Source organism: Aeromonas sp. 1805 (assembly GCF_013085525.1).
In the GTDB taxonomy this organism is placed as follows: Bacteria; Pseudomonadota; Gammaproteobacteria; order Enterobacterales; family Aeromonadaceae; genus Aeromonas; species Aeromonas hydrophila.
Map to the genome: position 1 here is coordinate 2,748,401 of NZ_CP038515.1, position 26,953 is coordinate 2,775,353.

General features: G+C 61.0%; 29 protein-coding genes. 16 read left to right on the forward strand and 13 right to left on the reverse strand.

The window, feature by feature from the left end:
- Nucleotides 1–99: 99 nt before the first annotated feature.
- Together E5E96_RS13000 and E5E96_RS13005 are read right to left on the reverse strand one after the other, a co-directional pair.
- On the reverse strand, nt 100–663 hold the full coding sequence (locus E5E96_RS13000) for a DJ-1 family glyoxalase III (RefSeq protein WP_171282337.1): 564 nt from the start codon (nt 661–663) through the stop codon (nt 100–102).
- Nucleotides 664–696: 33 nt separating this feature from the next.
- On the reverse strand, nt 697–1,644 hold the full coding sequence (locus E5E96_RS13005; protein ID WP_171282338.1) for a ketopantoate reductase family protein: 948 nt from the start codon (nt 1,642–1,644) through the stop codon (nt 697–699).
- 357 nt (nt 1,645–2,001) lie between these two features.
- Here E5E96_RS13005 and E5E96_RS13010 point away from each other — a divergent pair, with 357 nt between their 5' ends.
- Nucleotides 2,002–2,484 carry a YajQ family cyclic di-GMP-binding protein gene (locus tag E5E96_RS13010; RefSeq protein ID WP_118881738.1) on the forward strand — a complete coding sequence of 161 codons (483 nt, stop codon included), beginning with the start codon at nt 2,002–2,004 and terminating at the stop codon, nt 2,482–2,484.
- Between the two features lie 102 nt (nt 2,485–2,586).
- Here the strand turns inward: E5E96_RS13010 and E5E96_RS13015 are convergent, their stop codons facing one another.
- From E5E96_RS13015 to E5E96_RS13040, 6 genes are all read right to left on the reverse strand, one after another.
- A complete protein-coding gene (locus E5E96_RS13015) occupies nt 2,587–3,393 on the reverse strand; it encodes an outer membrane protein OmpK (protein ID WP_171282339.1) in 807 nt (268 codons plus the stop codon).
- Nucleotides 3,394–3,549: 156 nt separating this feature from the next.
- Nucleotides 3,550–4,929 carry an MFS transporter gene (locus tag E5E96_RS13020; protein WP_171282340.1) on the reverse strand — a complete coding sequence of 460 codons (1,380 nt, stop codon included), beginning with the start codon at nt 4,927–4,929 and terminating at the stop codon, nt 3,550–3,552.
- 85 nt (nt 4,930–5,014) lie between these two features.
- Entirely contained in the window at nt 5,015–5,344 is a 330-nt protein-coding gene (locus tag E5E96_RS13025; RefSeq protein WP_171282341.1) for a hypothetical protein, read from the reverse strand.
- Between the two features lie 115 nt (nt 5,345–5,459).
- Complete coding sequence (locus tag E5E96_RS13030; RefSeq protein WP_005303575.1) at nt 5,460–6,011, reverse strand: peptidylprolyl isomerase; 552 nt, start codon at nt 6,009–6,011, stop codon at nt 5,460–5,462.
- Between the two features lie 15 nt (nt 6,012–6,026).
- Entirely contained in the window at nt 6,027–6,599 is a 573-nt protein-coding gene (locus E5E96_RS13035; protein ID WP_011705058.1) for a YajG family lipoprotein, read from the reverse strand.
- A gap of 24 nt (nt 6,600–6,623) precedes the next feature.
- Nucleotides 6,624–7,766 carry a methyltransferase gene (locus tag E5E96_RS13040; protein ID WP_171280237.1) on the reverse strand — a complete coding sequence of 381 codons (1,143 nt, stop codon included), beginning with the start codon at nt 7,764–7,766 and terminating at the stop codon, nt 6,624–6,626.
- Nucleotides 7,767–7,972: 206 nt separating this feature from the next.
- On the opposite strand from E5E96_RS13040, the gene E5E96_RS13045 reads away from it, so the two are divergent.
- The 9 genes from E5E96_RS13045 to nqrM all read left to right on the forward strand — a co-directional run bounded on the left by E5E96_RS13045 (nt 7,973) and on the right by nqrM (nt 15,823).
- Nucleotides 7,973–8,281 (forward strand): BolA family transcriptional regulator, encoded by a 309-nt coding sequence (locus E5E96_RS13045; protein ID WP_011705060.1) that lies wholly within the window; start codon nt 7,973–7,975, stop codon nt 8,279–8,281.
- A 441-nt stretch (nt 8,282–8,722) separates the two neighbouring features.
- On the forward strand, nt 8,723–10,066 hold the full coding sequence (locus E5E96_RS13050) for a Na(+)-translocating NADH-quinone reductase subunit A (protein WP_171282342.1): 1,344 nt from the start codon (nt 8,723–8,725) through the stop codon (nt 10,064–10,066).
- A gap of 3 nt (nt 10,067–10,069) precedes the next feature.
- A complete protein-coding gene (locus tag E5E96_RS13055) occupies nt 10,070–11,299 on the forward strand; it encodes an NADH:ubiquinone reductase (Na(+)-transporting) subunit B (RefSeq protein ID WP_011705062.1) in 1,230 nt (409 codons plus the stop codon).
- On the forward strand, nt 11,289–12,077 hold the full coding sequence (locus E5E96_RS13060) for a Na(+)-translocating NADH-quinone reductase subunit C (RefSeq protein ID WP_011705063.1): 789 nt from the start codon (nt 11,289–11,291) through the stop codon (nt 12,075–12,077). The genes E5E96_RS13055 and E5E96_RS13060 overlap by 11 nt, the downstream gene beginning before the upstream one ends.
- Nucleotides 12,070–12,702 (forward strand): NADH:ubiquinone reductase (Na(+)-transporting) subunit D, encoded by a 633-nt coding sequence (locus E5E96_RS13065; RefSeq protein WP_005303545.1) that lies wholly within the window; start codon nt 12,070–12,072, stop codon nt 12,700–12,702. The genes E5E96_RS13060 and E5E96_RS13065 overlap by 8 nt, the downstream gene beginning before the upstream one ends.
- A 3-nt stretch (nt 12,703–12,705) precedes the next feature.
- Nucleotides 12,706–13,302 (forward strand): NADH:ubiquinone reductase (Na(+)-transporting) subunit E, encoded by a 597-nt coding sequence (gene nqrE, locus E5E96_RS13070; RefSeq protein WP_005303538.1) that lies wholly within the window; start codon nt 12,706–12,708, stop codon nt 13,300–13,302.
- Nucleotides 13,303–13,319: 17 nt separating this feature from the next.
- The gene (gene nqrF / locus E5E96_RS13075) at nt 13,320–14,543 is read left to right on the forward strand and encodes an NADH:ubiquinone reductase (Na(+)-transporting) subunit F (RefSeq protein ID WP_011705064.1); all 1,224 of its coding nucleotides are present in this window, start codon (nt 13,320–13,322) and stop codon (nt 14,541–14,543) included.
- 3 nt (nt 14,544–14,546) lie between these two features.
- The gene (locus E5E96_RS13080; protein WP_011705065.1) at nt 14,547–15,587 is read left to right on the forward strand and encodes an FAD:protein FMN transferase ApbE; all 1,041 of its coding nucleotides are present in this window, start codon (nt 14,547–14,549) and stop codon (nt 15,585–15,587) included.
- Between the two features lie 11 nt (nt 15,588–15,598).
- On the forward strand, nt 15,599–15,823 hold the full coding sequence (gene nqrM / locus E5E96_RS13085; protein WP_011705066.1) for a (Na+)-NQR maturation NqrM: 225 nt from the start codon (nt 15,599–15,601) through the stop codon (nt 15,821–15,823).
- A gap of 87 nt (nt 15,824–15,910) precedes the next feature.
- On the opposite strand, the gene E5E96_RS13090 is transcribed toward nqrM, so the two are convergent.
- The gene (locus E5E96_RS13090; RefSeq protein WP_011705067.1) at nt 15,911–16,123 is read right to left on the reverse strand and encodes a hypothetical protein; all 213 of its coding nucleotides are present in this window, start codon (nt 16,121–16,123) and stop codon (nt 15,911–15,913) included.
- 132 nt (nt 16,124–16,255) lie between these two features.
- Here E5E96_RS13090 and dinB point away from each other — a divergent pair, with 132 nt between their 5' ends.
- The 6 genes from dinB (at nt 16,256) to rlmM (ending at nt 22,860) form a co-directional block, all read left to right on the forward strand.
- Nucleotides 16,256–17,308 (forward strand): DNA polymerase IV, encoded by a 1,053-nt coding sequence (dinB, locus tag E5E96_RS13095; RefSeq protein ID WP_042067600.1) that lies wholly within the window; start codon nt 16,256–16,258, stop codon nt 17,306–17,308.
- A 68-nt stretch (nt 17,309–17,376) separates the two neighbouring features.
- Nucleotides 17,377–19,518, forward strand: a complete 2,142-nt coding sequence (locus E5E96_RS13100) for a methyl-accepting chemotaxis protein (protein WP_029301602.1) — start codon at nt 17,377–17,379, stop codon at nt 19,516–19,518.
- 284 nt (nt 19,519–19,802) lie between these two features.
- Nucleotides 19,803–20,723, forward strand: coding sequence for a transcriptional regulator GcvA (locus E5E96_RS13105; protein WP_005303519.1), 921 nt, complete (start codon nt 19,803–19,805; stop codon nt 20,721–20,723).
- A complete protein-coding gene (locus E5E96_RS13110; RefSeq protein WP_171282343.1) occupies nt 20,716–21,354 on the forward strand; it encodes an alpha/beta fold hydrolase in 639 nt (212 codons plus the stop codon). The genes E5E96_RS13105 and E5E96_RS13110 overlap by 8 nt, the downstream gene beginning before the upstream one ends.
- A 32-nt stretch (nt 21,355–21,386) precedes the next feature.
- Entirely contained in the window at nt 21,387–21,773 is a 387-nt protein-coding gene (locus E5E96_RS13115; protein ID WP_011705071.1) for a DUF423 domain-containing protein, read from the forward strand.
- Nucleotides 21,766–22,860 carry a 23S rRNA (cytidine(2498)-2'-O)-methyltransferase RlmM gene (gene rlmM / locus E5E96_RS13120; RefSeq protein ID WP_041217202.1) on the forward strand — a complete coding sequence of 365 codons (1,095 nt, stop codon included), beginning with the start codon at nt 21,766–21,768 and terminating at the stop codon, nt 22,858–22,860. The genes E5E96_RS13115 and rlmM overlap by 8 nt, the downstream gene beginning before the upstream one ends.
- 70 nt (nt 22,861–22,930) lie before the next feature.
- On the opposite strand, the gene E5E96_RS13125 is transcribed toward rlmM, so the two are convergent.
- The 4 genes from E5E96_RS13125 to ppnN all read right to left on the reverse strand — a co-directional run bounded on the left by E5E96_RS13125 (nt 22,931) and on the right by ppnN (nt 26,936).
- Nucleotides 22,931–23,371: a hypothetical protein gene (locus E5E96_RS13125; protein WP_011705073.1), complete on the reverse strand. Its 441-nt coding sequence runs from the start codon at nt 23,369–23,371 to the stop codon at nt 22,931–22,933.
- Between the two features lie 121 nt (nt 23,372–23,492).
- Complete coding sequence (locus E5E96_RS13130; RefSeq protein WP_029303727.1) at nt 23,493–24,500, reverse strand: isocitrate dehydrogenase; 1,008 nt, start codon at nt 24,498–24,500, stop codon at nt 23,493–23,495.
- 146 nt (nt 24,501–24,646) lie between these two features.
- Nucleotides 24,647–25,450 (reverse strand): flap endonuclease Xni, encoded by an 804-nt coding sequence (gene xni / locus E5E96_RS13135; RefSeq protein WP_171282344.1) that lies wholly within the window; start codon nt 25,448–25,450, stop codon nt 24,647–24,649.
- Nucleotides 25,451–25,580: 130 nt separating this feature from the next.
- Complete coding sequence (gene ppnN / locus E5E96_RS13140) at nt 25,581–26,936, reverse strand: nucleotide 5'-monophosphate nucleosidase PpnN (RefSeq protein ID WP_011705076.1); 1,356 nt, start codon at nt 26,934–26,936, stop codon at nt 25,581–25,583.
- Nucleotides 26,937–26,953 lie beyond the last annotated feature (17 nt).

Below are 26,953 nucleotides of genomic sequence, written 5' to 3' on the forward strand. Positions count from 1 at the left end.
CGGCAGACAGCTTGCAGTCCGCCTCAAAGCAGAGCGCCCCTTGCCAATCGGCAAGGGGCGCTCTGTCATTGCGAAAGGAAGAGTCACTCAGGGGATGAGCTAGAGGGGCAACACCATGGGGTCGGCCACCGCACGGGCGGCTTCGTCACCGCGCAGCACCCGCACCAGCTCGAGGGCGAACTCGATGGCGGTGCCCGGCCCCTGGCTGGTGATCAGGCAATGGGCCTGATCGGTCACCACTCGCGCCATGCTGAGCTGCGCTGCGGGTAGGCGGGCCTGAAAACCGGGATGGCAGGTGGCGCTGGCATCCCCCAGCAGAGCGTGGTGCTGCAGCACCACGGCGGGGGCGGCGCAGATGGCAGCCCGCCAGCGCTGCGCTGCCGCCTGCGCCTTGAGCAGGGCGATGGCACGCGGCGTATCGCGGATAACCTCGCTGCCGGGCAGGCCGCCCGGCACGACGATGGCCTCGAACACCTGGTCAGCCAGCTCGTCGAGGTGGCAATCCGCCACCAGCTGCACCCCGCGGGAGGCGCGGATCTGGCGCTGCCCGGCCGGACAGCAGGAGGCGAGTACCACCTCGATGGCTCCGCGCACCAGGGTATCGACGATGGCGACCGTCTCGATCTCTTCCGACCCGGGGGCCACCAGTACCAGAACGCTCATCCTTTGCTCCTTGCGTTGGCGAGCCCGCTGGGCTCACTGCTTCTCTTTGATGGCCTGATAGAGACCCTGATTGACCGGCACCGCGATGCCGTGGCTGGCAGCCCGGGCCAGCAGGAAGCCGGTGATGGCCTCGATCTCGGTCTCGCGCCCCTGCTCCATGTCCTGATACATGGAAGAGTAATTGTCGGCGGTGAGCTCCACCACCGTCATGACCCGGCGCAGCAGTTCGTCGCTGCCGGTGGGCTGGCCCTCGGCCTGCATCACGTCCGCCACTTCCACGCAGATCTGCTGCAGGGCATCGGCAAAGCGCGGGCCGGCCAGCTCGCCATTCTTGAGCTTGTAGAGCGCGGTGAGCGGGTTGATGGCGCAGTTGACCGCCAATTTCTGCCACTGGCGCGCCTGGATCTGTTCATCCCAGCCGGCCTGGCCGAGGGCGGCCGCCAGATCGTCAGCCAGGGCGGCGTAGTCTCTGGCCGCCTCGTTGACCGGGCCGAGCCAGGTTTCGCCCTTGCCGGTGTGGCGGAACACGAAGTGGCCGCTCTGCATGGCGCCATGGCTGGTGACGCCGGCGATGATCGGATTGTGCGGGAACAGGGCGACTACCTGCTCGGCGATCCCCATGCCGTTGTGCAGCAGCACGATGGGCACATTGGTCGCCAGCTGGCCCACCAGCGGAGTCAGCGCCTCGATGACCTGGCCGGCCTTGGTCATCACCAGCAGCCGTTTGACTTGGCCGGGCTGACTGATGAAACCGCGCTCGATGTTGATGAGCTGGGTGTGGCCCTCCAGCGAGGTGAAGTCGATGCCTGGGTGCAGGGTGGAGCGGTGGCGCTCGCGCAGCAAGACGCGAGTGGCCTGGCCGCTTTGAGTCAACAGGGAGGCGAAGACGCCGCCCAGGGCGCCGCAGCCCAGCAGTGTCCATTGGGGGGAGGAGGTGTGTCGACTTTGTGTCAGGTTGTAATCGCGTGATCCGCTTGGCATGGAGAGACTCAATCAAGGTAGGGGCTGCATTCCAGTCAACCGCCTGCCGGGGATAAGTGAAGATGTCGCCTGGCGGACACCAGAAACGAGTTCATCATCTTGCTGCGAGGTCGTGATCAAGGCTTGTATGAAGCTTGCTTATAGGGAACTGGTAGCTCACATATTCATATACGTGCCGGCTCCTGCGCAGCGCCTTACCTTGCGGACGACCTCTCGCGGCAGATCTTGAACAGGTTCTAACGGGTCTCGCCATTCCTGTGCGCAGGGGATTCTAGCAGAGCAGCCCCATCGAAATCAGCAAATTTGCCGTAATTCTGGTAGATTTGCCCCCTTATAGCGCAACATGAGGAGCCCACTATGCCGTCATTCGATATTGTCTCTGAAGTCAAAATGAACGAGGTGTTGAACGCCGTCGACAACGCCAATCGTGAACTGGCGACCCGTTTCGATTTTCGTGGTGTTGAAGCCAGCTTCGAATTGAACAAGGAAGAGGTCAAGCTGGAGGCCGATGCCGATTTCCAGCTCAAGCAGATGGTCGAGATCCTGCGCGCTGCCCTGCTCAAGCGCAACATCGAGAACAGCTCCATGGACGTGGGTGACAGCATTCACTCCGGCAAGCGCTTCCACCTGACCGTGAAGTTCAAGCAGGGCATCGACAAAGAGATCGCCAAGAAGCTGGTGAAGCTGATCAAGGATTCCAAGATCAAGGTACAGGCCGCCATTCAGGGTGACGAAGTGCGCGTCACCGGCAAGAAGCGTGACGACCTGCAGGAGACCATGGCCCTGGTGCGCGGCGCCGAGCTGGGTCAGCCGATGCAGTTCCAGAATTTCCGCGACTGATGATGGCCGGGGGAGGGCTCGGCTCTCCCCTGTTGTCGGCAGCAAGCCATAAATAAACCGGAGCAGCTGCTCCGGTTTTTTGTATCCCTGATACCCGTTCGATTAGAACTTGTAGGTAACGGAGAAGTAGTGGCCGAAACCAGTGGTCTTCAGACCGTAGGAACCGTTCTGGATGCCGTAGATGTCGTTGAAGTACTTCAGACCGTAACCGACAGCGTAGCGGTCGGAGTGCCAGTACAGGCCGTTGAACATGGCGGTACCGTCGGTGGAAGTGTCCTTGGCATCAAACAGGTGATCCAGGTAACCCTGATAGGCTACGAAGCTGCCGTTGGAGAAGGTGTAGAAAGGCTTGAACCAGTTCATGGAGAACTGATAGCCGTTCCAGCCCTGTTCGCCACCGCCTTCGTTAACGTGACGTGCATACAGGTTCATGCCCATTTTGCCGAACCAGGGCACCATGACGTCTGCACCCAGACCGGTCATGGCTTCGAACAGGCCATCCGGACCACCTACGTTGACCAGGTTAGCGATGTAGACCTCTTGCACCGGACCAAAGGAGAGATCTTTGCCGGTCATGGCATCGATGGAGATACGCGGAGCAAATTTGATGAACAGGTTATCTTGGTTGTGCTTGTCGTCGTGACGGTTCTGGAAGATGTCGAAGACGTCGACGTAACCATACAGATCAAAGATACCGGAACGGCCACCAAACTCCATTTCGAAGTAGGTATCGTTGTAGCCACCTTCAGCATCCTTGTAAGGCATCTGGTCGATGGTGTGCATGACGTTGAACTGCATCCACTTGTAGTCATTCTTGTGGATGTCACCGCTGTAGTCAGCAGCGAAGGCCGGGGTAGCGGCGGCAGCCAGCAGACCGGCAGCGATCAGAGTCTTGGTAAATTTGGCCATTTTATTGGTCTCTTGTGCGTTAGTTGAGGTTTTCCGTAGCCTGCCCACAAGGAGCGGAAGGGATTCTAGCCAAATAAATTCATCGGAGAAACCAGCACCGGGGAACTTTATTCGGAAGTGTGAATCTAATCACCCCCAACTTTACGCAAACGCTTGCTATTTATCCGATTGCGAGAGCAAGGGTCTTCCTCGTTTGGCAACCATCACGATCAGGATCAGCACCGGAATACCGAGCAGGCTGGTGCTGATGAAGAAGCTGCTGTAGCCGAACTGTTCGACAAAACGGCCGGAAAAACCCGCCAGCAACTTGGGCAGCAGCAGCATCACCGAGCTGAACAAGGCGTACTGGGTGGCGGAGAAGGCCACGTTGGTCAGGCTCGACAGATAGGTCACGAAGGCGGCCGTGGCAATGCCGGCACTGAGGTTGTCCAGCGAGATGATCAGGGTCAGCAGCTCCAGGTTGTGGCCTACTTCATTGAGCAGGGCGAACAGCAGATTGGTGCTGGCGGTGAGCAGGGCGCCGAGGAACAGAATGCGCAGGGTGCCAAAGCGCATCACCAGCACACCGCCCAATGCGGCCCCCACCAGAGTCATGATGACCCCGTACACCTTGGTGATGGTGGCCACCTCGGTCTTGCTGAACTGCATGTCCACGTAGAAGCTGTTGGACATCACCCCCATCACCACGTCCGAGATGCGATAGCAGGCGATGAGCCCGAGGATCAGCAGGGCCGAGCCGCCGTAACGGCGGAAGAAGTCGGCAAACGGGCACCAGATGGCTTCGTGGCTCCAGGCGCCGAGCCCGGCCAGCGAAGCGGGCCAGCCACGGGCGAGCAACAAGGCCTTGTGGGCCGCCTGCTGCTCATTCTGGCTGGCAAGGTCGATCACCGGTTCGTGACAACAGAGGGTGGTGATGACGCCGAGGGACATCAATCCCGCCATCAGCAGATAGGTGAGTCGCCAGCCGTTGTAGTCATAGCCGCTGTTGCTGCCGAGCCAGGCGGCCAGCGCCAGTGCACCGGCGCCGGCCATGATCATCGCCAGCCGGTAACCGGTCATGTAGGAGGCCGCCATGGCCGCCTGCAGCCGCTCGGGGGCCGACTCGATGCGGTAGGCGTCGATGACGATGTCCTGGGTGGCGGAGGCAAACGCCACCAGCAGGGCGAACAGGGCCAGCTGGGCGAGCTGGGTCTTGGGATCGCAGAAGGCCATGCCCACCAGCGATGCGGCGATCAGCAACTGGGAAAACAGCATCCAGCTGCGGCGCCGGCCCAGCCAGCGAGAAAGCAGCGGGAGCGGCAGCCGATCCACCAGCGGTGACCACAGCCACTTGAAGCCGTAGGCCAGCGCCACCCAGCTCATGTAGCCGATGTCGGTCAGGCTGACATCCGCTTCGCGCAGCCAGAACGACAGGGTGCCGAACACCAGCAGCAGCGGCAGGCCGGAAGAAAATCCCATGGCAAACAGGATGAGAACCCGAGTCTCAAGGTAGACGGCGAGCGAGTCTCGCCAGCTCGGTGTACGGACAGTGTTCAAATACCTGACTCCTCTGGGAAAATTGCGCCATTTTGTCAGGTTCGAGAGGGATAGCCAAGGCAAGCCGGGGGTGGCGTTGCGCGACTCAGGGGCGCAGACCGATGCAGTGGCGCGGCAGCGGCCCGTCCGTGGTCAGGTAATTGGCGCATTCCATCAGCTGCAGGCGCAGCCAGACGTCGGCGATGATCTGCTGTTCATCCCATTGATGCAGGCTGTGCAGCAAGTGCCAGAATACCCCCTCCTGCTCGGAGGCGGGGTGCTTGTCGGCGGGAACCTGGGGCAGATCCTGCCAGTGGGACAACAGCTGCCAGCTCAGATCTTCCAGCTGTTGATAGGGGATCTCTCGTGCCAGAAAGTGACGAACCGTCTGGGCCAGCGGGATGGCGTGCTGGGCGATGTAATCATTGCAGGTCACCGGAACCTCCTTCTCCTCTTGTGGGCCTAGTCCCGAACAGCGGGGCAAGGCCAGAGTATAGAAAGGGGCGCCGGCGACCCAGCGCGCGGGGTAGCGGAATGTGATCCGCTCCGCGTTATTTGTCTGCCAGCAGCACCACTTTCTTGAGGATGATGGGGCTGGTGGGAACGTCATTGGCACGCAGGATCGGGCTGTAACCGGTCTGCACCTGGGCCAGCTTGTCCAGCACCTCCATGCCCTGCACCACCTGGCCAAACACGGTATAACCGGCGCCGGCATTGGCGTTGAGGTTGTTGTTGTCGACCAGGTTGAAGTAGAACTGGCGAGTGGCACTGTCGACCGCCTGGGTGCGGGCCATGGCGATGCTGCCGCGCTTGTTGGGCAGGCCGCCCTTGGACTCGTTGACCACGGGATCGAAGGTCGGCAGTTGCTGGAACTGCTGGTTGTAGCCGCCCCCCTGCACCACGAAGTCCTGGATCACCCGATGGAAGATGCTGCCGTCATAGCTGCCATCCGCCACATAGCGCAGGAAGTTCTTCACCGTCTGCGGCGCCTGTTTGGACGCCAGCTCCACCACGATATTGCCGTGGTTGGTCTCCATCCTGACCTTGGGGCCGGCGAATGCCAGCGGGGCGATCAGCATGGCCAGTAACCAGAGTTTTTTCATCTATCCGCTCCTCGCTCAGCTCGGCTGACCTTTGAGATAACCGCGCAGGGCGTTATCCGCCATGATCTGCTGCAGCAGGCTGCCCAGCTGCTGGTTCAGGATGGACTCCAGCTCGGCCATGCTCGGCTCACCCGGGCCTTCCTTGCTGGAGGACATGTTGAACTGCTTGGTCAGCTTGCTGCCCTGGAAATCGGCGATCACCTGCAGGCTGACGCGGGACTTGGTGACATAGGTGAAGGTCTTCTCTTCCACCGTGACCGCAGCGCTGGATATGGCCAGGGTCAGGTTGGTGGTACCGCTGTTGCCCACTTCCAGCCCCTGGCTGCGCAGCCCTTCCGCCAGCTTTTCGGCCAGCAGGTTGTTGAGCGGCTGTTCGCTGTTGACCAGTACGGCTGCCTTCTCTTTCTTCTTGATGGAGAAGACGTAGGCGGCTTCACGCTTGTCCACCCCTTCCAGGGTGATGCGGTTGCCGGAGTAGTACTGCTGATTGGAGGGGATCACCTGCGGGTTGAGCAGGGCAGTCTCCGGCCAGTGAGTCGCACAACCACCCAGCATCAGGGCGGCCAGCAGCAAGAGTGACTTTTTCATCATGGGTTTCCTTTAGCTTTCTGTTTAGCGTTTGATGGCTTTCAAAATAACGAATTTACTGTTCGACGCAACGACTTGTGCGTTGGCAAACAGGCGCTTGAGCTTGTTGTGATAATCCAGGTGACGGTTGCCTACTATCCAGAGTTCGCCGCCCTTGGGCAACACCCGATGGGCATCGCTGAACATCTGCCAGGCGATATGGTCGGTGATCGCCTGCAACTGGTGGAACGGCGGGTTGCAGAGGATCCGGTCCACCGAGCCGACCGCCACGCCGTCGAGGCAGTTGTTGACCAGGAAGTGGGCGCGGGGCAGGGCAGCCGGCAGATTGTGTTCGACGTTGAGCCAGGCCGAGGCGACCGCCATGTGGGACTCGTCGATGAAGGTCACCTCCACCTCGGCGTCTCGTGCCAGCAGGGAGAGCCCCAGCACGCCGTTGCCGCAACCCAGATCGATCACCTTGCGGGCGCTGTGGATCGGCAGGTTGTCCAGCATGAAGCGGGCGCCGATGTCCAGACTGGTGCGTGAAAACACATTGGCGTGGTTGTGGATGAGCATGTCGGTGCCCTCCAGCGGCCAGATCGTGGGAAAGGGATTGGCCAGCGCGGGCCGTTCGGCAGGCGTAGCGGCCGGTGTGCAGTGGATGAGGCGGGCCTTCTTCCAGGCCAGCGAGGTGCGGGTCGGCCCCAGGTATTTTTCAAACAGCGCCAGAGTGGAGCTGTGGATGTCCTTGGCCTTGCCGGCGGCGATGACGCGGGTAGCGGGGGTGGCCACCTGGCGCAGGGCCAGCAGTTGCTGCTCCAGCAGCGCCTGATACTTGGAGACCTTGATCACCACCAGTGCGGGGGCATCGGGCAGGGAGGCCAGTGCATCCTGCAGGCGGATGGCATGGGGATCCAGGCCGTTTTCCACGAGGTTGGCCAGGGTGGCCCGCTCGCTGATATGGGAGTCGGTCACGCTGACGGGAGCATGGCCGTGCAGGTAGGCGGCCAGCGCGCCGAAGCCGTCGTTCATGATGATGACCGGGCCGTCGCGCTCGAGGGGCTCCTCGGCCAGGGTGTTGATCAGGTACTCGTCTGCGGCGTCCCAGGCCTGCAACGGATCCTGGAGCTGGCGTGGATAGCGATACAGGGTCAGGCGACAATGGGCCGTGTCGAGAAGGGTTTGCATAGGCGAAGTGTCCAGCTGATTCATGTAACGGGCGCCGACGGGGCGCAAAGTGGCGCTATTCTAGCGGGGGCGGAGAATTTCACCAGCCCCGGCCGCCACGGCAGCGGGGGAAAAGCGTGCCATTTTCCCGTTCTAGACGATTTCGTCATCCGGCCAACCCTGGCTACAATGGCCGGACATCCACTTTGGGAGTTTTGCTCGTGACCATGCAACAACAGATCGAGGCCAAGCTGGCCGCCGCCTTGTCCCCCAGCCATCTGGAAGTGATCAACGAAAGCTACATGCACCGGGTGGCGCCGGGATCCGAGAGCCACTTCAAGGTGGTGGTGGTGAGCCAGGCGTTCGAGGGGCAGCGGCTGCTGGGGCGTCATCGTCAGGTCAACGGAGTGCTGGCCGAAGAGTTGGCGGGAGCCATTCATGCATTGGCGCTGCATACCTATACCGAGCAGGAGTGGCAACAGCGGGAGCAGGCACCGACCACCCCCAGCTGCGTCAGCAAAAACGGCCTCTCCTAAGGCTATTGACGAATTGATTACTCAATCTGCGACTAATTAACAATTCATAAACGTTTTCCGGTGGCGTTCCGGGCTGTGGAACGGGACGCCAACCTCCCGCCCTGACATCAAGATTTCTAATCCTTTTTTGAACATAAAAACCATTACCTATTTTTAGGTAATAATGGCTAACTCGAAGCCGCGCCTGAGGTTTCGTGAAAAAAAGCTGCGTGATTAAATTTCGATGATTTTGTGATAGAGCGGGGATTTTCCCCATTTTGCATGGCAGGCAACTCGCCATAAGTGGTAAACTCAGGCGCTTTTGAATGACCCTGTATGTTGCTGATTTGTTTATTTCTTCGACATCATCCCGCAACATCAACGGGCTCATTCAACAACTCGTCGTGATGTATTTCTCGGCGCTAACCAACCTGTCTTCCCTTAACGGTAGTGCAAGTGAGTATGATTACAATTAAAAGAGGACTGGACATCCCCGTGCTGGGTGCTCCGGAGCAAGTAATCTACGATGGCCCGGCCATCACCCGTGTTGCTACACTCGGCGAAGAGTTCGTGGGGATGCGTCCTACTATGTTTGTCAAAGTAGGTGATCGCGTCATTAAAGGTCAGGAGCTCTTCGAAGATAAGAAGAATCCCGGCGTTAAATTCACGGCCCCCGCCACCGGTGTGGTTTCAGAGATCAACCGGGGTGCCAAGCGCATTCTGCAATCCGTTGTCATCGATATCGATGGGTCCGACGAGCAGGTGACCTTCGAGCACTTTGCCTCTGCCGAGCTGGCCAAGCTCGAGCGCAGCAAGGTGCAGGAGATCCTGGTCGCGTCCGGCCAATGGACCGCGTTGCGTACCCGCCCGTTCAGCAAGGTGCCGGCCGTGGGTTCCACCCCTCGCGCCATCTTCGTCACCGCCATGGACACCAACCCGCTGGCTGCCAGTGCGGAGCTGATCATCAAGGAACAGGCCCAGGCTTTCCTCGACGGTCTGGCCGTGCTGACTCGTCTGACCGATGGCACCGTCTACGTCTGCAAGGGCGAGGCGAGCCTGCCGCACGCTTCCCTGGCGCAAGTCAAGGAAGAGGTGTTCGTCGGCCCGCACCCTGCCGGTCTGCCCGGTACCCACATCCACTTCCTGGACCCGATCGGTGCCAAGAAGGTGCAGTGGCACATCAACTATCAGGATGTGATCGCCTACGGCAAGCTGTTCACCACCGGTCAGATCTTTACCGACAAGGTGATCGCGCTGGCCGGCCCGAACGTGGTCAAACCGCGTCTGCTGCGCACCCGCATGGGCGCCTGCATCAGCCAGCTGACCAACAACGAGCTGCGTGCGGACGAGAATCGCATCATCTCCGGTTCCCTGCTGAGCGGTGCCAAGGCCGAAGGGGTACATGACTACCTGGGTCGCTACCACAATCAGGTCAGCGTACTGGGTGAAGGTCGCGAGAAAGAGTTCCTGGGTTGGGTCAATCCCAGCGCCAGCAAGTTCTCCATCACCCGTACCACCCTCTCTCACCTGATGAAGGGCAAACTCATCAACTTCACTACCACCACCAACGGTAGTGATCGCTCCATGGTGCCCATCGGCAACTATGAGCGCGTGATGCCGCTCGACATCCTGCCGACCCTGCTGCTGCGGGATCTGGTCTCCGGCGACACCGACAATGCGCAAGCACTCGGCTGTCTGGAACTGGATGAGGAAGATCTGGCGCTCTGTACCTTCGTCTGCCCCGGCAAGACCGAGTACGGCCCAGTCTTGCGTGAGTGCCTGACCAAGATCGAACTGGAAGGTTAAGCGATGAGTTTCAAGCAACTTCTTGAAAATATGGAACATCACTTCGAGCCGGGTGGCAAGTACGCCAAGTACTATGCCCTGTTCGAAGCGGCGTACACCCTGTTTTATACCCCGGGTTCCGTGACCCGCAATGCCGCCCACGTCCGTGATGCGATCGATCTGAAGCGCATGATGATCATGGTGTGGCTGGCCGTGTTCCCGGCCATGTTCTGGGGCATGTACAACGTCGGCAACCAATCCATCGCCGCCATCGCCCATCTGGGCACGGCTGCCGGTGCCGACACCTGGCAATACACCATCGCCACCCTGCTGGGTGCTTCGCTGGATCCGGCCGTTGCCGGCATCGGCAGCAAGATGTTGATCGGTGCTGCCCACTTCCTGCCCATCTACCTGACCGTGTTCCTGGTCGGTGGTTTCTGGGAAGTGCTGTTCGCCATGGTGCGCAAGCACGAGATCAACGAAGGCTTCTTCGTGACCTCCATCCTGTTCGCGCTGATCGTGCCGCCCGAGCTGCCCCTGTGGCAAGCTGCCCTGGGTATCACCTTCGGTGTGGTGCTGGCCAAGGAAGTGTTCGGTGGTACCGGCAAGAACTTCCTGAACCCGGCGCTGGCGGGTCGTGCCTTCCTGTTCTTCGCCTATCCGGGCCAGATTTCCGGTGATGCAGTCTGGGTTGCCGTCGATGGCTACTCGGGTGCCACCGCGCTGAGCCAGTGGGCTCAGGGCGGCCAGATGGCGCTGATCAACGGTGCCACCGGCCAGACCATCAGCTGGATGGACGCCTTCCTTGGCAACCTGCCCGGTTCCATCGGTGAAGTCTCCACCCTGATGATCCTCATCGGTGCGGCCATGATCGTCTACATGCGGATCGCCTCCTGGCGCATCATCGCCGGTGTGATGATCGGCATGGTTGCGACCTCCCTGCTGTTCAACGTCATCGGTTCCGATACCAACCCCATGTTCAACATGCCGTGGCACTGGCATCTGGTGCTGGGCGGCTTCGCCTTTGGTATGGCCTTCATGGCGACCGATCCGGTCTCCGCTGCCTTCACCAACAAGGGCAAGTGGTGGTATGGCGCCCTGATCGGGGTGATGGTGGTGCTGATCCGGGTGGTGAACCCCGCCTTCCCGGAAGGCATGATGCTGGCCATTCTGTTTGCCAACCTGTTTGCCCCCTTGTTTGACCATTTCGTGGCGCAGGCGAACATCAAGCGGAGGATCGCTCGTGGCGTTTAATAAAGACTCTACTGTCGGCACCCTCACCATAGTGACCGGTCTGTGCCTGGTCTGCTCCATCGTGGTCTCTGTGGCCGCCGTGGGACTGCGTCCGGCCCAGCTGGAAAACCGGGCGCTGGACAAGCAAAGCAACATTCTGTCCGTCGCCGGTGTCGACATCAGCAGCGTGGCCAAGCGCGATCTGGCCCAGCTGTACGGTGACAAGATTGAAGCGCGTCTGGTCGATTTGACTACCGGTGAGTTCGTTGACGGCGATGCCGACAACTTCGATACCAAGCTGGCGGCAAAAGACCCGGCCAAGAGCATTCGTCTGGCCCCGGCCGACGACAAGGCCGGCCTGCGTCAAATCTCCAAACTGATCCCGGTGTTCTTCGCGAAAGATGCCGAGGGCAAGGTCGACAACATCATCCTGCCGATCTACGGCCAGGGTCTGTGGTCCACCATGTACGCTTTCGTGGCGGTCGCGGCCGATGGCCAGACCATCAAGGGCATCACCTACTATGACCACGGTGAAACCCCGGGTCTGGGCGGCGAGATCGAAAACCCGGCCTGGCGCGAGCTGTTCGTCGGCAAGAAGCTGTTCGATCAGGATGGCATGCCGGCACTGCGGGTGATCAAGGGTCATGCTCCGGCTGGTTCCGAGCATGAGATCGACGGCCTGTCCGGCGCGACCCTGACCGGTAACGGCGTACAGCATACCTTCGACTTCTGGATGGGTCCCAAGGGCTTCGGTCCTTTCCTGGCCAAGGTTCGTGCAGGAGAAATCAACAATGGCTGACAAGAGCGAAATGAAAAAGTTGCTGTTGACGCCTGTGCTCGGCAACAACCCCATCGCACTGCAGGTGCTGGGGGTCTGTTCCGCGCTGGCCGTTACCAGCCAGATGAAGACGGCGTTCGTGATGACGCTGGCCGTTACAGCGGTCACCGCCTTCTCCAACCTGTTCATCTCCCTGATCCGCAACCAGATCCCGAACAGCGTGCGGATCATCGCCCAGATGGCGGTGATTGCCTCGCTGGTTATCGTGGTTGACCAGGTGCTCAAGGCGTATGCCTACGACATCTCCAAGCAGCTGTCGGTGTTCGTCGGCCTCATCATCACCAACTGTATCGTGATGGGGCGTGCCGAAGCCTATGCCATGAAGAGTGCCCCGCTGCCCTCCTTCCTGGACGGTATCGGCAACGGCCTGGGTTATGGCGCCGTGCTGCTGACCGTGGCCACCGTGCGTGAAATCCTGGGCTCCGGTACCTGGTTTGGCATCGAACTGCTGCCGCTGGTGAACAATGGCGGCTGGTATGTGCCCAACGGCCTGTTGCTGCTGCCGCCGAGTGCGTTCTTCATCATTGGTCTGATCATCTGGGGCGTACGCACCAAGGATCCCAAGCAGGTGGAGGCGAAGGATTAAGGTATGGAACACTATATCAGTCTGTTGATTCGCTCGATCTTCATCGAGAACCTGGCGCTCTCCTTCTTCCTGGGGATGTGTACCTTCCTGGCGGTGTCCAAGAAGGTCAAGACCGCCATGGGCCTGGGGATCGCCGTTATCGTGGTTCAGACCGTGGCCGTCCCGGCCAACAACCTGATCTACAACTACGTCCTCAAGGACGGTGCCCTGGTTTCCGGCCTGGATCTCAGCTTCCTGAGCTTCATCACCTTCATCGGGGTGATCGCGGCACTGGTGCAGATCCTGGAGATGGCGCTGGACAAGTACTTCCCGGCTCTCTACAACGCGCTCGGTATCTTCCTGCCGCTCATCACCGTGAACTGCGCCATCTTCGGTGGCGTCTCCTTCATGGTGCAGCGTGACTACAACTTCGTTGAGTCCGTGGTCTATGGCGTGGGTTCGGGTGCCGGCTGGATGCTTGCCATCGTCGCGATGGCGGGGATCCGCGAGAAGATGAAGTATTCCGATGTTCCAGAAGGCCTGCGTGGCCTCGGCATCACCTTCATCACCGCGGGTCTGATGGCGCTGGGCTTCATGTCCTTCTCTGGTATTTCCCTGTAATCGGAAAGGAAATATAGATGGAAATTATTCTGGGTGTGGTCATGTTCACCGTGATCCTGCTGGCCTTGGTGGCAGTCATTCTGTTCGCCAAGTCCAAGCTGGTGACCGCCGGTGACGTGACAATCAGCATCAACGGCGACCCGGCCAAGGCTGTGACCAGCCCGGCGGGTGGCAAGCTGCTCGGCGTGCTGGCCGGCAGCGGTATCTTCGTCTCCTCCGCCTGCGGCGGCGGCGGCTCCTGTGGTCAGTGCAAGGTACGGGTGAAATCCGGCGGCGGCGATATCCTGCCGACCGAGCTGGATCACATCAGCAAGGGCGAAGCCCGTCACGGCGAGCGTCTGGCCTGTCAGGTCACCGTTCGTTCCGACATGGACATCGAACTGCCGGAAGAGATCTTCGGGGTGAAGAAGTGGGACTGTACCGTCATCTCCAATGACAACAAGGCCACCTTCATCAAGGAGCTCAAGCTGCAGATCCCGGATGGCGAGAGCGTACCGTTCCGCGCCGGTGGTTATATCCAGATCGAAGCGCCGGCTCACCACGTGCAGTACAAGAACTTCGATATTCCCGAGGAGTATCGCGGTGACTGGGATCGCTTCAAGATCTTCGAGCTGGAGTCCAAGGTCAACGAGCCGATCATTCGTGCCTACTCCATGGCCAACTATCCGGAAGAGTTCGGCATCATCATGCTGAACGTGCGGATCGCGACCCCGCCGCCGAGCAACTGGACTGCCCCTCCCGGGCAGATGTCCTCCTACATCTTCAGCCTGAAGGCTGGCGACAAGGTGACCATCTCAGGTCCGTTCGGCGAGTTCTTCGCCAAGGACACCGATGCCGAGATGGTGTTCATCGGTGGTGGTGCCGGTATGGCGCCGATGCGTTCCCACATCTTCGATCAGCTGCGCCGTCTGAAGACCAAGCGCAAGATGAGCTTCTGGTACGGTGCCCGTTCCAAGCGCGAGATGTTCTATGTCGAAGACTTCGACATGCTGCAGGCCGAGAACGACAACTTCCAGTGGCACGTCGCCCTGTCCGATCCGCAACCGGAAGACAACTGGGACGGCTACACCGGCTTCATCCACAACGTGCTGTTCGAGAACTATCTCAAGAACCACGAGGCGCCGGAAGATTGCGAGTTCTATATGTGCGGGCCTCCCGTGATGAACGCTGCCGTCATCAACATGCTGAAAAACCTCGGTGTTGAAGACGAAAACATCCTGCTGGATGACTTTGGTGGTTAATCAATGCACAGTGTTGTAAAGACCTGGCTAGCCTTCGGGCTAGCCTTTTTCTTGACTGGGTGCGGTCAGGAACAAACGGTCCAATCGAAGCCGGAGATCCACATCACCGGCAGCACCATGGGTACCTATTACTCCATCAAGGTGGCGGACAGCGTCATCACGGATCCCGCCAAGTTCCAGGCCGAAGTCGATGTGCTGCTGGAGCGGGTCAACGATCAGATGTCGACCTACCGCCCGGATTCCGAGCTGTCGCGCTTCAACCAGCATCGCGGCTCAACGCCGGTGGTGGTCTCCCGCGATACCGCGCGGGTGGTGACCGAGGCCATTCACATTGGCCGTGAGAGCCGCGGGGCGCTGGACGTCACCGTCGGCCCCTTGGTTAATCTGTGGGGCTTCGGGCCCGATGCCAGACCGACCAAGATGCCCTCCGACGAGCTGATCACCCAGACCCGCCAGAAGACCGGGCTCGGCAATCTGCACGTGATCACCTCGGCCGATGCCGATACCCTGCAAAAGGACATCCCGGATCTCTATGTGGATCTCTCCGCCATCGCCAAGGGCTTTGGGGTCGACAAGGTGGCCGAGTATCTGGAGTCCATGGGCTCGCGCAACTATCTGGTGGAGATCGGTGGCGAGCTGCGGATCAACGGCGTCAACGGCAAGGGGCACCCCTGGCGCGTCGCCATCGAGAAGCCGACCGCCAACGCCGGTTCGGTGCAGGAAGTGATCGTGGCCGGTGACAACGGGGTGGCTACCTCGGGCGAGTACCGCAACTATTACGAGCTGGACGGCAAGCGCTTCTCCCACACCATCGATCCCATGACCGGCAAGCCGATCCAGCATCGGATGGTGTCGGTGACCGTCATTCACCCCTCCTGCATGACCGCAGACGGGCTGGCGACCGTGTTCATGGTGCTCGGGCCCGAGAAGAGCCTGGCCTATGCCAAGGAGCGGGGCTTGGCTATCTTTGTGATCACCAAGACGGATGATGGCTTCGAGGAGTCTTACTCCGATGCCTTCAAACAGTATCTGGTTAGAAAATAAGGGGCGGTAACATGCAGATTTTTTTGATCACCTTCGGGGTATTTCTGGCGGTAGTGGTGGCCATGGCCATCGGTTATATCTTCCAGAAGAAGACCATCTCCGGCTCCTGCGGCGGGCTCGGCAGCATAGGTATCGAAAAAGAGTGTGATTGCCCGGAACCCTGTGACAACCGCAAGAAGAAGATGGCCAAGGAAGAGGCCCGTCGCAAGATGCTGGCCGAAAACCGGATCATCTGAGCGGACAGGGCGCCGAGTCGTCCTCGACCCCGTGCCGGATAACCGACGGGCTGACCTGATGGTCAGCCCGTTTTTTTTGCAAAAGACTCAGTAGTCGTATTGCTGGCAGGCTTTCTTCTTGAACTCGGCCCGCCAGCGTGCCAGCTCCTCCCGGGTGCCCAGCTCGTCACCCTGTTTGATGGCCTGCTCCAGCGCCGCGATGCGGTCATACAGCCAGCTGCACTCGGCGGTCGGGTTGTCCTTGCTGCTGCCCGGCTGTGCCAGCAGGCAGAGCCCCAATCCCAGCCAAGCTATCTTCATCTCACCCTCCTTGCGTGATGCGTTAACCAATGGTGCCTTAAGAGTCTATATCTGACCCTCATTTCATGCCGATGGCAGAAATGGCAGCACTGGGTTAGCATAGGCTGGTTACCTGTTTATTCGTACAGTGGTATGCGCAAGATCATTCACATCGACATGGACTGCTTCTATGCCGCGGTAGAGATGCGGGACAACCCGGCGCTGCGCGAGGTGCCGCTGGCCATCGGCGGCTCGGCTGACAGGCGCGGCGTCATCTCGACCTGCAACTATGTGGCGCGCCGCTTCGGGGTGCGCTCCGCCATGCCGAGCGGCCTGGCACGCAAGCTCTGCCCGCCGCTGGTGCTCATTCCCGGCCGGATGGCGGTCTACAAGGAGGTTTCCCGTCAGCTGCGGGCCATCTTCCTGCGCTACACCGAGCAGGTGGAGCCGCTCTCCCTCGATGAGGCCTATCTCGATGTGACGATGAGCCCCTGCTGTGGCGGCAGTGCCACCCTGATGGCCCGCGAGATCCGCGCCGCGATCAAAGCCGAGCTGGGGCTGACCGCCTCGGCCGGGGTGGCGCCGAACAAGTTTCTGGCCAAGCTCGCCTCCGAGCAGCGCAAGCCGGACGGCCTGTTCGTGATCCGCCCGCAGGAGGTGGATGAGTTCGTGCGCCAGCTGCCGCTTGGCAAGTTGCCCGGCATCGGCCGCAAGACCGCGGACCGGCTGGAGTCGCTCGGCCTTTACTCCTGCGAAGATGCCCGCCAGCTCGGCAACGAGGAGCTGATCGCCCGTTTCGGCAAGCTCGGGGAGATGCTGGCCGGGCGGATCTGGGGCCACGACGAACAGCCGGTGCAGGCCCAGCGGGTGCGCAAGACCATAGGGGTGGAGACGACGCTCGCCAGCGACGTGCTGGATGAGGCCGCCTGCTGGCAGGTGCTCCGCCAGCTCATCCCCGAGCTGGAGCAGCGTTTCTCGGTCAGCCATGGCAAGGAGCAGCTGATGGGGCAGGGGATCAAGCTCAAGTTCGCCGATTTTCAGCAGACCACCGTCTACCGGCGCGGCGGTTACCAGCCGGAGCGGTTTCACGATCTGCTGCACGAAGGCTTGCTGCGGGCGCAGGGCAAACCCATTCGGCTACTGGGATTGGTGGTCGGCCTGCCCGCGGCCGGCGAAGTGAACCAACTTGCCCTGGATTTAGCGTGATAAGGTTAAGTTTTTGTTTCTAAAACCGATACACTGATCACATCTGTAAAAAGCTAGGAAATGGTGGCATGAGTTCTCTTTCTGTTCAGGGGCGGATCACCCTGATCGCCGGTTGTTGTTTGTTGGCCAGTGCCGGAGCCTTGGTGGCCTCTTCCCTCTTCAGTGCTGCCAACATGCAGGATCAGGTGCTGACCTCCACCACGGCGGAAGCCCAGAGTGCGGCCGAAAACTGGATGAAGGCGATGGGTTCGGAGCAGGCGGCCAAGGTGACCAGCTATCTGGACGAGGCCTACTTCCGGGCTACCCTGCTGGGGCAGGGGATCCTGTTCCAGCGCAAGAATGCGGCCGACAACTTCGGCTCCTCCGAAACGCTGCGTACCGCCGTGAATCAGCAACTGCACGATGCGGCCGCCTCCTCTGACAACCTGCTCGGCGTCTATGCGGTGTTCGAGCCGGATCAGCTCGACGGTGAAGACAGCAACTATCATGGCTCCAGCGCACTGGGCTCCAACGATCAGGGCCGTTTCTCCACCTATTGGGCGCGGGTCGACGGCAAGATAGAACCCGAGGTACAAAACGAATCCGTGCTGGCGGACGAGAGTCCGACGGCGGCCGGTGGGGTGGAGAACGAGTGGTATCGCTGCAGCATCCGCAGCAAGGTGCTCTGCCTGCTGGAACCCTACCTCGATGATGTGGGCTCGCAGAAGGTGCTGATGACCTCGGTGACCGTGCCCCTGCTGGAGCAAGAGAAGCTGCTCGGCATGGTCGGCGTCGATATCTCGCTGACCGCGCTGCAAAGCCTGGTCAAGGAGATGGATCAGGAGCTCTACGAGGGGCAGGGCAAGGTGCTGCTGGTCAGCAGCCAGGGCCGTGTCGCCGGCGTGGACGGCTTCGACGTCACTCTGGGCAGCCCGCTCGGCCAGCAGTATCAGACCCTGGCCGGCGAGCTGCAGGGCTGGCTGGGTCAGGGACAGGTCAGCAGCCGCTGGAGTCCTGACGGCACCCTGCTGCAGACCTTCGTGCCGGTCAAGATGCGGGGCACCGAGCAGAAATGGGGTATCTACATCGAGCTGCCGCGCAGTGTGGTGCTGGCATCGGCCCTCCAGCTGCAGGATGACCTCTCCGGTCAGGCCAGCCGCAGCGTGATGACCCAGCTGCTCATCGGCGGCCTCATCTCGGCGGTCGCCCTGATCTGCATCTGGCTGATGGCCCACCAGATAGTGGCCCCCATTCGCGCCGTGGTGGCCCGCCTCAAGGACATTGCCAGCGGCGAGGGGGACCTCACCCAGCGCATCGAGCTGCGTCGTGACGACGAGATTGGCGAGCTGGCCAAGTGGTTCAACAGCTTCCTCAACAAACTGCAGAGCACCATCAGCCAGGTCATCGATACCGTGGCCGGCACCCGTGCCAGCGCCGAACAGGCCGCCAGCGTTGCCGAGCGTACCAGTGCGGGCATGCAGGCCCAGTATCAGGAGGTGGATCTGGTGGCGACCGCGTTCGAGGAGCTGAGCGCCACCGCTCTGCAGGTAGCGGGTAATGCCAATTCGGCGGTGGCCGCGGCCAATCAGGCGGATACGGCGGCGCAGGAGGGCAAGTACGTGGTGGCGGATACCCAGGAGGCGATGCGCAAGCTGATGGCGGTGATCAGCGATGCCAAGCCGGTGGTGGAGCACCTGTCGGCCAACAGCGAGAACATCAACGACATCCTGGTGGTGATCCAGGGGATCGCCGAGCAGACCAACCTGCTGGCGCTCAATGCCGCCATCGAGGCGGCGCGGGCCGGTGAGCAGGGCCGTGGCTTTGCGGTGGTAGCGGACGAGGTGCGCAACCTGGCGGGTCGCACCCAGAACGCCATCGTCGAGATCCAGACCCTCATCGGCCAGCTGCAGTCCGGCACCGAGGCCGTGGTGAAGGCGATCATGACCGGCCACAGCCAGGCGGATCTGACGCTCACCAAGGTGGACCTGTCGGTCAGCGTGCTGGAGCAGATCATCCACGCGGTGGCGACCATCCATCAGATGAACGAGCAGATTGCCAGGGCGGCGCAGGAGCAGAGCGGGGTGGCGGACGAGATCAATCGCAACGTCAGCAACATTCGCGATGTGAGCCACACCATCCGCGCCGAGGCGGCCAGCTCCGCCGAAAACGGTCGCGAGTTGTCGGCGCTGGCCGACAAGCAGCAGCAACTGGTGGGGCAGTTCAAGGTATAGGGATAAGAAAAAAGGCGCCATCCAACCGGAGGCGCCAAACACATTCAGATGACAGACTGGGTTAAATCGGTCCGATTTAAACCCCTCTTCCCGCAGAGGAAGAAACACAACACCACAATCGCAGTCCAGTGACTCACAAAAATCACATGTAAACCAACATGGAAGAGAAAAAAGTGAGCCATATGACAACGGATTGCGAAGCGAATTATGTTTATTCACTGGTCGACCCGCAACCGACAAATTATAATGCGGCCCATTAGAAAAACTCATCGTCGGCTGGTCTCATGTCTCGTCGTTTACCCCCGCTCAATGCACTGAAAGCATTCGAAGCCGCGGCTCGTCATTTAAGCTTCACCCGGGCTGCGGAAGAGCTTTTCGTGACCCAGGCTGCCATCAGTCACCAGATCAAGGCGCTGGAAGAGTACCTCGGCATCAAGCTGTTTCGCCGCAAGAACCGCTCCCTGCTGTTGACCGAGGAGGGGCAGGGCTACTTCCTCGACATCAAGGACATCTTCACCTCTATCTCGGAGGCGACCGACAAGCTGCTGGCGCGCAGCGCCAAAGGGGCGCTCACCGTCTCTTTGCAGCCGAGTTTCGCCATCCAGTGGCTGGTGCCGCGGCTGGTAAAGTTCAGCGAGCGCCACCCCGACATCGATGTACGGATCAAGGCGGTGGACATGGACGAGGGCTCGCTCACCGACGATGTGGACGTGGCCATCTATTACGGCCGTGGCAACTGGCCTGGGCTGCGCGCCGACAAGCTGCACACCGAGTATCTGATCCCGGTCTGTTCGCCGTTGCTGCTGACCGGCCCCAAACCGCTGCGTACCCCGGACGATCTGACCCGCCACACCCTGCTGCACGACACCTCTCGCCGCGACTGGAAGGCCTGGTTTCGCCAGCTCGACATCGATGCGCCCAACGTCAATCAGGGGCCCATCTTCAGCCACTCCACCATGGTGATCCAGGCGGCCATTCACGGCCAGGGGGTGGCCCTTGGCCACAGCGTGCTGGCCCAGCCCGAAATAGAGGCCGGCCGCCTCATCTGCCCGTTCGAGCAGGTGCTGGTGAGCAAGAACGCCTTCTATCTGGTGTGCCAGGAGCAGCAGTCCGATCAGGGCAAGATAGTGGCCTTCCGCGACTGGATGCTGGAGCTGGTGGAGCAGGAGGAGGCCCGTCGCCGGGCACGGCTGGCCGATGCCTGAGGTGATCCGGGAGGGGGCTGTCGATGCCCCCGTCCGCATTCTGCTGGCCCATGGCGCCGGTGCGGGCATGGAGCACGCCTTTCTGGCCGAGCTGTCACGCCTGCTGGCCGGGCCGGACATCGAGGTGGTGCGCTTCAACTTCCCCTACATGAGCAAGCGCGCGCTGGATGGCAAACGCAGACCGCCGGACAGGCAACCCGTGTTGCTGGCGCACTGGCGCCAGATGGCGAAAGAGTTTGCTCATCCCCGGCTGTTTCTGGCTGGCAAGTCGATGGGCGGGCGGATGGCGGCCGAACTCTATCAGGATGGCGAGGACGAGATGAATGCTGCAGGATTGTTCATTCTCGGGTATCCTTTCCACCCCCCGGCCAACCCCGACCGCTGGCGGGGTGACGTGCTCAAGCAGATCAAGACGCCGACCCTGCTGTTGCAGGGGGAGCGCGATACTTTCGGCACCCGTGCCGAACTGGCTGATTTTCCCTTCTCACCCGCCGTATCGGTCCATTGGCTGACCGATGGTGATCATGGCTTCAAACCGCGCAAGAGCAGCGGGGTGAGCGAGCAGGAAAACCTGCGGCAGGCGGCCGGGCAGATCAAGAACTTCATCGCGACCATCCCGACGCGAGCGTGAGGATGGGAAGTGAAACGACGAGGAGGCAAGGGATGCAATTCCATCGACATTGGCTGGTGCTGGCGGGCGTGTTCGGCCTGACGGCAACTCTGCTGGGGGCCTATGGTGCCCATGGTCTGGCGGCAAGCGGGATCGAGCCTTCGCGTCTGGCGGCGTTCAATACCGCCGTGCAGTATCAGTTTTTCCACGCCCTGGCCCTGCTGGTGCTGGGGTGGTGCGGTGTGCGCAGCAAGGTCATCACCTTTGCTGGCACCGCCTTCGTGCTGGGGATCCTGGGATTCTCCGGCAGTATTTATGCCATGGTGCTGCTCGGCAGCAAGGGGCTGGGGCTGATTACCCCGGCCGGTGGCCTCTGTTTTATGTTGGGATGGGCGGCTCTGATATGGGCTGGCTGTCGTCTTGGAGGAAAAAATGAATAATCTGCTGCTTTATTGCCGCCCCGGTTTTGAGAAAGAGGCGGCGGCAGAGATCACCGAGCGTGCCAGTAACATGCAGTGCTACGGTTTCGCCCGGGTCAAGGACGACAGTGGTTACGTGATATTTGAGCTGTATGACGAGGAGCAGGCCGATCTGCTGGCGCGCAAGTTGCCGTTCCGCGAGCTCATCTTCATTCGCCAGATGCTGGTGGTAACCCATGAGCTGAAGGATCTGGATCTGTCGGATCGCATCACCCCCATCCTGGAGGCGACCCAGGGTTACGCCATCTGCGGCGATCTGCGGGTGGAAACCGCCGATACCAACGAGGCAAAAGAGCTGTCGGCCTTCTGCCGCAAGTTCACCGTGCCGCTGCGCCAGGCGCTGCGCGGCAACGAGTTGCTGACCAAGAAGGAGACCCCGCACCGGCCGGTGTTCCACGCCTTCTTCCTGGCCAATGACCACGTGTTGCTGGGTTACTCCTACTCCTTCAACAACTCCGAATTCCACATGGGCATCCCGCGTCTGCGCTGCCCGGCCGATGCCCCGAGCCGCTCCAGCCTCAAGCTGGAAGAGGCCTTTTACGTGTTCGTGCCGCGGGAAGAGTGGGACCTGCGCCTCACCTCCGGCATGAAGGCCGTCGATCTGGGCGCCTGCCCGGGTGGCTGGACCTATCAGCTGGTACGTCGCGGCATGATGGTGACGGCGGTGGACAACGGCATGATGGCCCAGTCCCTGATGGATACCGGTCAGGTCAAGCACATCCGCGACGATGGTTTCGTGTGGCGTCCGAGCAAGAAGAACACCTATTGGCTGGTGTGCGACATGGTGGACAAGCCGGCGCGGGTCACCCACATGATCGCTGACTGGTTCCGGGAGAGCGATTGCCAGGAGGCGATGTTCAACCTCAAGCTGCCGATGAAGAAGCGCTACGCCGAGGCGGTGCACAACATCGAGGTGCTGCGCGAGCTGCTCAGGGAGATCGACAACGCCTTCGTGATCCAGGCCAAGCAGCTCTATCACGATCGCGAAGAGATCACGGTGCACGTCTACAACAAGTACTGGGTGTCCAAGCTCTCCGCCAAGGAGTAATTGCTGGCGGCAAGCCACTGACCACAAGGCCGACAACCCACGGGTTGTCGGCCTTGTCATTTCTGCGCCATCAGAAACGGTAATCGAAACGCAGCGAGGATTCGCCGTCGGTGAGCTTGAGTTCGATGTCGAGCGGTATGGTGCGATCGGTCGGGCTGAACTCCAGCTTCACCCCATTGCCACGCAGCTTGATGGAGGTGTTCATGCCGGCAGTCTTGAACTTGATCCTGGGTTTGTGCTGCTCGAAGGAGAGGCTCACGCTCTTCTCGGCGGTCAGGTTCAGTTTCTGGTAGGGAGTGACCTGGCTGTTGCCATCGCTGTCGGTCACGACATCCATCCCGAAGGAGAGCGGTTTGGGTGCCTTGAGCAGGTCGTTGGTATCCACGTTGGAGCGCCAGACCTGGCTGGCCTGCTGGGAAGAGGGGGGCAATTGCGGCCAGGCATTCTCGACCGGTCTGTCTACTGCCATGGCGTTGCTGCTGATGAGCAGCAGGGTAACGATAGCGCGCATAATGGATCTCCTTATCCCTTATCTATTGAACATAGTAGCCAATCGACAAAGGGGGAGACGCGCCGCGAGATAAAACAAAGGGAGCCTGAGCTCCCTTTTAAAATCAATATCTTGGGTGTGATTACAAACGGTCGATGATGGATTGGGTGAACTCGCTGGTGGAGGCGGTACCCCCCAGATCCCGGGTCACCCGGTCGCCTGATTCGATGGTGGCGCGTACCGCTTCACGGATCCGTTCGGCCTTGTCCTGCATGCCCAGATACTCCAGCATCTGGATGGAGGCGAGGATCACTGAGGTCGGGTTGGCGATGTTCTTGCCGGCGATATCCGGCGCCGAGCCGTGCACCGCTTCGAAGATGGCGGCGCCATCGCCGATGTTGGCACCGGGCGCCATCCCTAAGCCCCCCACCAGACCGGCACACAGATCCGACAGGATGTCGCCGAACAGGTTGGTGGTGACCATGACATCGAAGCGCTCCGGGTACATCACCAGGTTCATGCAGGCGGCATCGACGATCATCTCTTCGCTCTGGATGTCCGGGTAGCGGCTGGCCACTTCACGGGCCACTTCCAGGAACAGGCCGGAGGTGGACTTGAGGATGTTGGCCTTGTGGATGATGGTGACTTTCTTGCGCCCTTCCTGGCGCGCCAGCTCGAAGGCGAACTTGACGATGCGTTCCGCCCCTTCGCGGGTGATGATGCTCATCGCCTCGGCGCTCTTGTTGTCGTCGCTGCGCTTCTGACCGGCGCCCGAATACATGCCTTCGGTGTTCTCGCGCACCGTGATGATGTCGATGTTGTCGTAACGGCTGCGGGTCCCCTTGAAGGAGAGCACCGGGCGGACGTTGGCGTAGAGGTTGAATTTCTTGCGCAGGGAGACGTTGATGGAGGTGAAGCCACCACCGACCGGAGTGGTGAGCGGGCCCTTCAGGCTGACCTTGTTCTTCTCGATGAGATCCAGCGTCGCCTGGGGCAGCAGCTCGCCGTGCTTCTCCAGCGCCACCAGGCCGGCGTCCGCGTATTCGTATTCGAAGTCACAACCGGCGTGGGTCAGGATCTGGATGGCGGATTCGATGATGCTGGGGCCGATGCCGTCGCCCGGGATGACGGTAATTTTTCTTTTTGACATGAGACGTATCCACTTCTAGGGAACAGAGGGGGAGGATTCGGCGGTTTTATACCATTTCTACACCTAACCCTCCATGTTTCTTTACATTCTATCTGTTTTTGTCAACAGCGAGAGTGAGTCCGGTCATGCTTGGCGGTTTCGCTTTATCAGGCTTCGGGAGCCGGTGGGTAGCGGATCTCCCGCAGGTTGAAGCCGAGCGGAATGTCCCGCTGCAACCGCACCAGCCGTTGGGCCAGCAGGGCCTCATCCTGGTGCTGGCGCAGCTTGAGCAGCGCCTTGGCAGCGTCTTCCTGCTGGCAGGCCGCCAGCAGGCTGGCCAGATCGCCGTATTGCTGCAGCAGCTGGGTGGCGGTCTTGGGGCCGATGCCGGGTACCCCCTTGATGTTGGAGCCGCTGATGCCGGTGAGGGCCCAGAAATCCACCAGTTGTGCCGGCGCCACCCCGTACTGCTGCTCGACGAAGGCGGCATCCAGCCAGCGCTTGTTGAAGTAGTCGCGGATCTGGATCTGCGGGCAGATGAGCTGGCAGAACCCCTTGTCGGTGGAGATGATGGTGGCTCTGGCACCGTGCTGGGCAATGCCGGTGGCCAGGGTGGCGATGAGATCATCCGCCTCGTCGGTCTGGGAGAGCAGGGCATCCACGCCGCACTCCCGGAACGCATCCTGCAAGCTGTTCAAGCCTTCGCGCAGCTCGGTCGGCATGGGGGTGCGCCCCTCCTTGTAGGCCGGGTAGACCTCCTTGCGCCAGCTGTGCACCTCGCCGTCGAACACCGCGATGACGTGGGTCGGCTCGCTGGCGGCCAGCAGCTTGCGGCAGGTGTTGATGAGGTTGGCACGGGTGGCGATCAACGCCTGGGCCGGGGTCAGCGCCTGCTGGGCCTGTACCGCGTGCAGCCGGCGAATGAGATTGAGGGCATCGATGATGAGCAGGTGTGGCCTTGGGTTTGACATGGGGCACTCTTGGCAGTCGGGACACCCCATTGTAACAAACCAGCGGGCTCGATGGGGGATTGATGGCCGCGGGCATCCCCTGCGACAAAAAAGGGGCGCCATGCGCCCCTCGTTTCAGCTGTGCTGCCCGTCAGCGCACGATTTCGTAGCAGGGCACATACTGGCTGCCCGGCAGCTTCATGCGCTGCTGCTTGACGAAGCTCTCCAGCAACTTGTCCATCAGGTGCATCAGCTCCTTGTCGCCGTGCAGCTTGAAGGGGCCCTTCTTCTCGATAGCGCGGATGCCCCCTTCCTTGACGTTGCCGGCGACGATGCCGGAGAAGGCACGGCGCAGGTTGGCCGCCAGCAGCTGGGGCGGCTGGTTGCGGTGCAGATCCAGACTGGCCATGTTGGCGTGATCCGGCTCGAACGGCAGCTGGAACTCCGGCTCTATCTTGAGCGACCAGTTGAAGGAGTAGGCATCGCCGACCGATTTGCGGTATTCGCGGATCTTCGGCATCGCCTCTTTCATGACCCGGGCCACTTCCGGAGCATCGCCGACGATGATCCGGTAGAGGCTGGTGGCCGGCTCGCCCAGGGTCGCCTTGACGAAGTCGTCGATGGCGCGGAAGTAATCGGCGCTCTCCTTCGGGCCGGTCAGGATGATCGGCATGGGCTGCCGTTCGTTGGCCGGGTGCATCATGATACCGAGCAGGTAGAGCAGCTCTTCGGCGGTACCGACTCCGCCCGGGAAGATGATGATGCCGTGGCCGAGGCGCACGAAGGCCTCCAGCCGCTTCTCGATGTCCGGCAGGATCACCAGCTCGTTGACGATGGGGTTGGGCGGCTCGGCGGCGATGATGGAAGGCTCGGTGAGGCCGATGTAGCGGCCGTTGCGCACCCGCTGCTTGGCGTGGCCGACGGCGGCGCCCTTCATTGGGCCCTCCATGGCACCCGGACCGCAGCCGGTGCAGATGTTGAGCTCACGCAGGCCCAGCTCGCTGCCTACCGCGCGGGTGTACTGGTACTCGATCTCGTTGATGGAGTGACCGCCCCAGCAGACCACCAGATTGGGGTCGGCGCCCGGCAGGATCGCCTTGGCGTTGCGCAGGATGGCGAACACCACGTTGGAGATGTGGGTGGAGCTGGTCAGGTTGACCAGCCGGTTGGACTCCAGCTGGGTCGACACATAGAGGATGTCGCGCAGGACGGAGAACAGGTGCTCCTGAATGCCGCGGATGATCTCGCCATCGACGAAGGCGTGCTCGGGGGCGTTGAACAGCTCGAGCTTGACCCCGCGCTCGCGCCGGATCACATGAATATCGAAGGATTTGAAGCGCTCCAGTATCTCTTTGGAGCTGTCGGTATGGCTGCCGGAGTTGAGTACCGCCAGCGAGCAGTTGCGAAACAGTTGATAGATATCGCTGGAAGCGGTTTGCTTGAGGCGGTCCACCTCGAGCTGGGACAGCAAGTCCATGCTGCCGACTGGATTGATGTGCGTAATCATAGGTTCCCCTTTCACTC

What these genes read in the sequence shown, in the direction of transcription:
- E5E96_RS13110 (WP_171282343.1), top strand. Translation starts at nt 20,716, where the DNA reads ATGCCTGAGGTGATCCGGGAGGGGGCTGTCGATGCCCCCGTCCGCATT.
- E5E96_RS13045 (WP_011705060.1), top strand. Translation starts at nt 7,973, where the DNA reads ATGCAACAACAGATCGAGGCCAAGCTGGCCGCCGCCTTGTCCCCCAGC.
- E5E96_RS13130 (WP_029303727.1), bottom strand. Translation starts at nt 24,500, where the DNA reads ATGTCAAAAAGAAAAATTACCGTCATCCCGGGCGACGGCATCGGCCCC.
- E5E96_RS13035 (WP_011705058.1), bottom strand. Translation starts at nt 6,599, where the DNA reads ATGAAAAAGTCACTCTTGCTGCTGGCCGCCCTGATGCTGGGTGGTTGT.
- nqrF (WP_011705064.1), top strand. Translation starts at nt 13,320, where the DNA reads ATGGAAATTATTCTGGGTGTGGTCATGTTCACCGTGATCCTGCTGGCC.
- E5E96_RS13010 (WP_118881738.1), top strand. Translation starts at nt 2,002, where the DNA reads ATGCCGTCATTCGATATTGTCTCTGAAGTCAAAATGAACGAGGTGTTG.
- E5E96_RS13040 (WP_171280237.1), bottom strand. Translation starts at nt 7,766, where the DNA reads ATGCAAACCCTTCTCGACACGGCCCATTGTCGCCTGACCCTGTATCGC.
- E5E96_RS13080 (WP_011705065.1), top strand. Translation starts at nt 14,547, where the DNA reads ATGCACAGTGTTGTAAAGACCTGGCTAGCCTTCGGGCTAGCCTTTTTC.
- E5E96_RS13005 (WP_171282338.1), bottom strand. Translation starts at nt 1,644, where the DNA reads ATGCCAAGCGGATCACGCGATTACAACCTGACACAAAGTCGACACACC.
- E5E96_RS13090 (WP_011705067.1), bottom strand. Translation starts at nt 16,123, where the DNA reads ATGAAGATAGCTTGGCTGGGATTGGGGCTCTGCCTGCTGGCACAGCCG.
- E5E96_RS13065 (WP_005303545.1), top strand. Translation starts at nt 12,070, where the DNA reads ATGGCTGACAAGAGCGAAATGAAAAAGTTGCTGTTGACGCCTGTGCTC.
- E5E96_RS13030 (WP_005303575.1), bottom strand. Translation starts at nt 6,011, where the DNA reads ATGAAAAAACTCTGGTTACTGGCCATGCTGATCGCCCCGCTGGCATTC.
- E5E96_RS13115 (WP_011705071.1), top strand. Translation starts at nt 21,387, where the DNA reads ATGCAATTCCATCGACATTGGCTGGTGCTGGCGGGCGTGTTCGGCCTG.
- E5E96_RS13105 (WP_005303519.1), top strand. Translation starts at nt 19,803, where the DNA reads ATGTCTCGTCGTTTACCCCCGCTCAATGCACTGAAAGCATTCGAAGCC.
- nqrM (WP_011705066.1), top strand. Translation starts at nt 15,599, where the DNA reads ATGCAGATTTTTTTGATCACCTTCGGGGTATTTCTGGCGGTAGTGGTG.
- ppnN (WP_011705076.1), bottom strand. Translation starts at nt 26,936, where the DNA reads ATGATTACGCACATCAATCCAGTCGGCAGCATGGACTTGCTGTCCCAG.
- xni (WP_171282344.1), bottom strand. Translation starts at nt 25,450, where the DNA reads ATGTCAAACCCAAGGCCACACCTGCTCATCATCGATGCCCTCAATCTC.
- rlmM (WP_041217202.1), top strand. Translation starts at nt 21,766, where the DNA reads ATGAATAATCTGCTGCTTTATTGCCGCCCCGGTTTTGAGAAAGAGGCG.
- nqrE (WP_005303538.1), top strand. Translation starts at nt 12,706, where the DNA reads ATGGAACACTATATCAGTCTGTTGATTCGCTCGATCTTCATCGAGAAC.
- dinB (WP_042067600.1), top strand. Translation starts at nt 16,256, where the DNA reads ATGCGCAAGATCATTCACATCGACATGGACTGCTTCTATGCCGCGGTA.
- E5E96_RS13015 (WP_171282339.1), bottom strand. Translation starts at nt 3,393, where the DNA reads ATGGCCAAATTTACCAAGACTCTGATCGCTGCCGGTCTGCTGGCTGCC.
- E5E96_RS13050 (WP_171282342.1), top strand. Translation starts at nt 8,723, where the DNA reads ATGATTACAATTAAAAGAGGACTGGACATCCCCGTGCTGGGTGCTCCG.
- E5E96_RS13000 (WP_171282337.1), bottom strand. Translation starts at nt 663, where the DNA reads ATGAGCGTTCTGGTACTGGTGGCCCCCGGGTCGGAAGAGATCGAGACG.
- E5E96_RS13100 (WP_029301602.1), top strand. Translation starts at nt 17,377, where the DNA reads ATGAGTTCTCTTTCTGTTCAGGGGCGGATCACCCTGATCGCCGGTTGT.
- E5E96_RS13125 (WP_011705073.1), bottom strand. Translation starts at nt 23,371, where the DNA reads ATGCGCGCTATCGTTACCCTGCTGCTCATCAGCAGCAACGCCATGGCA.
- E5E96_RS13055 (WP_011705062.1), top strand. Translation starts at nt 10,070, where the DNA reads ATGAGTTTCAAGCAACTTCTTGAAAATATGGAACATCACTTCGAGCCG.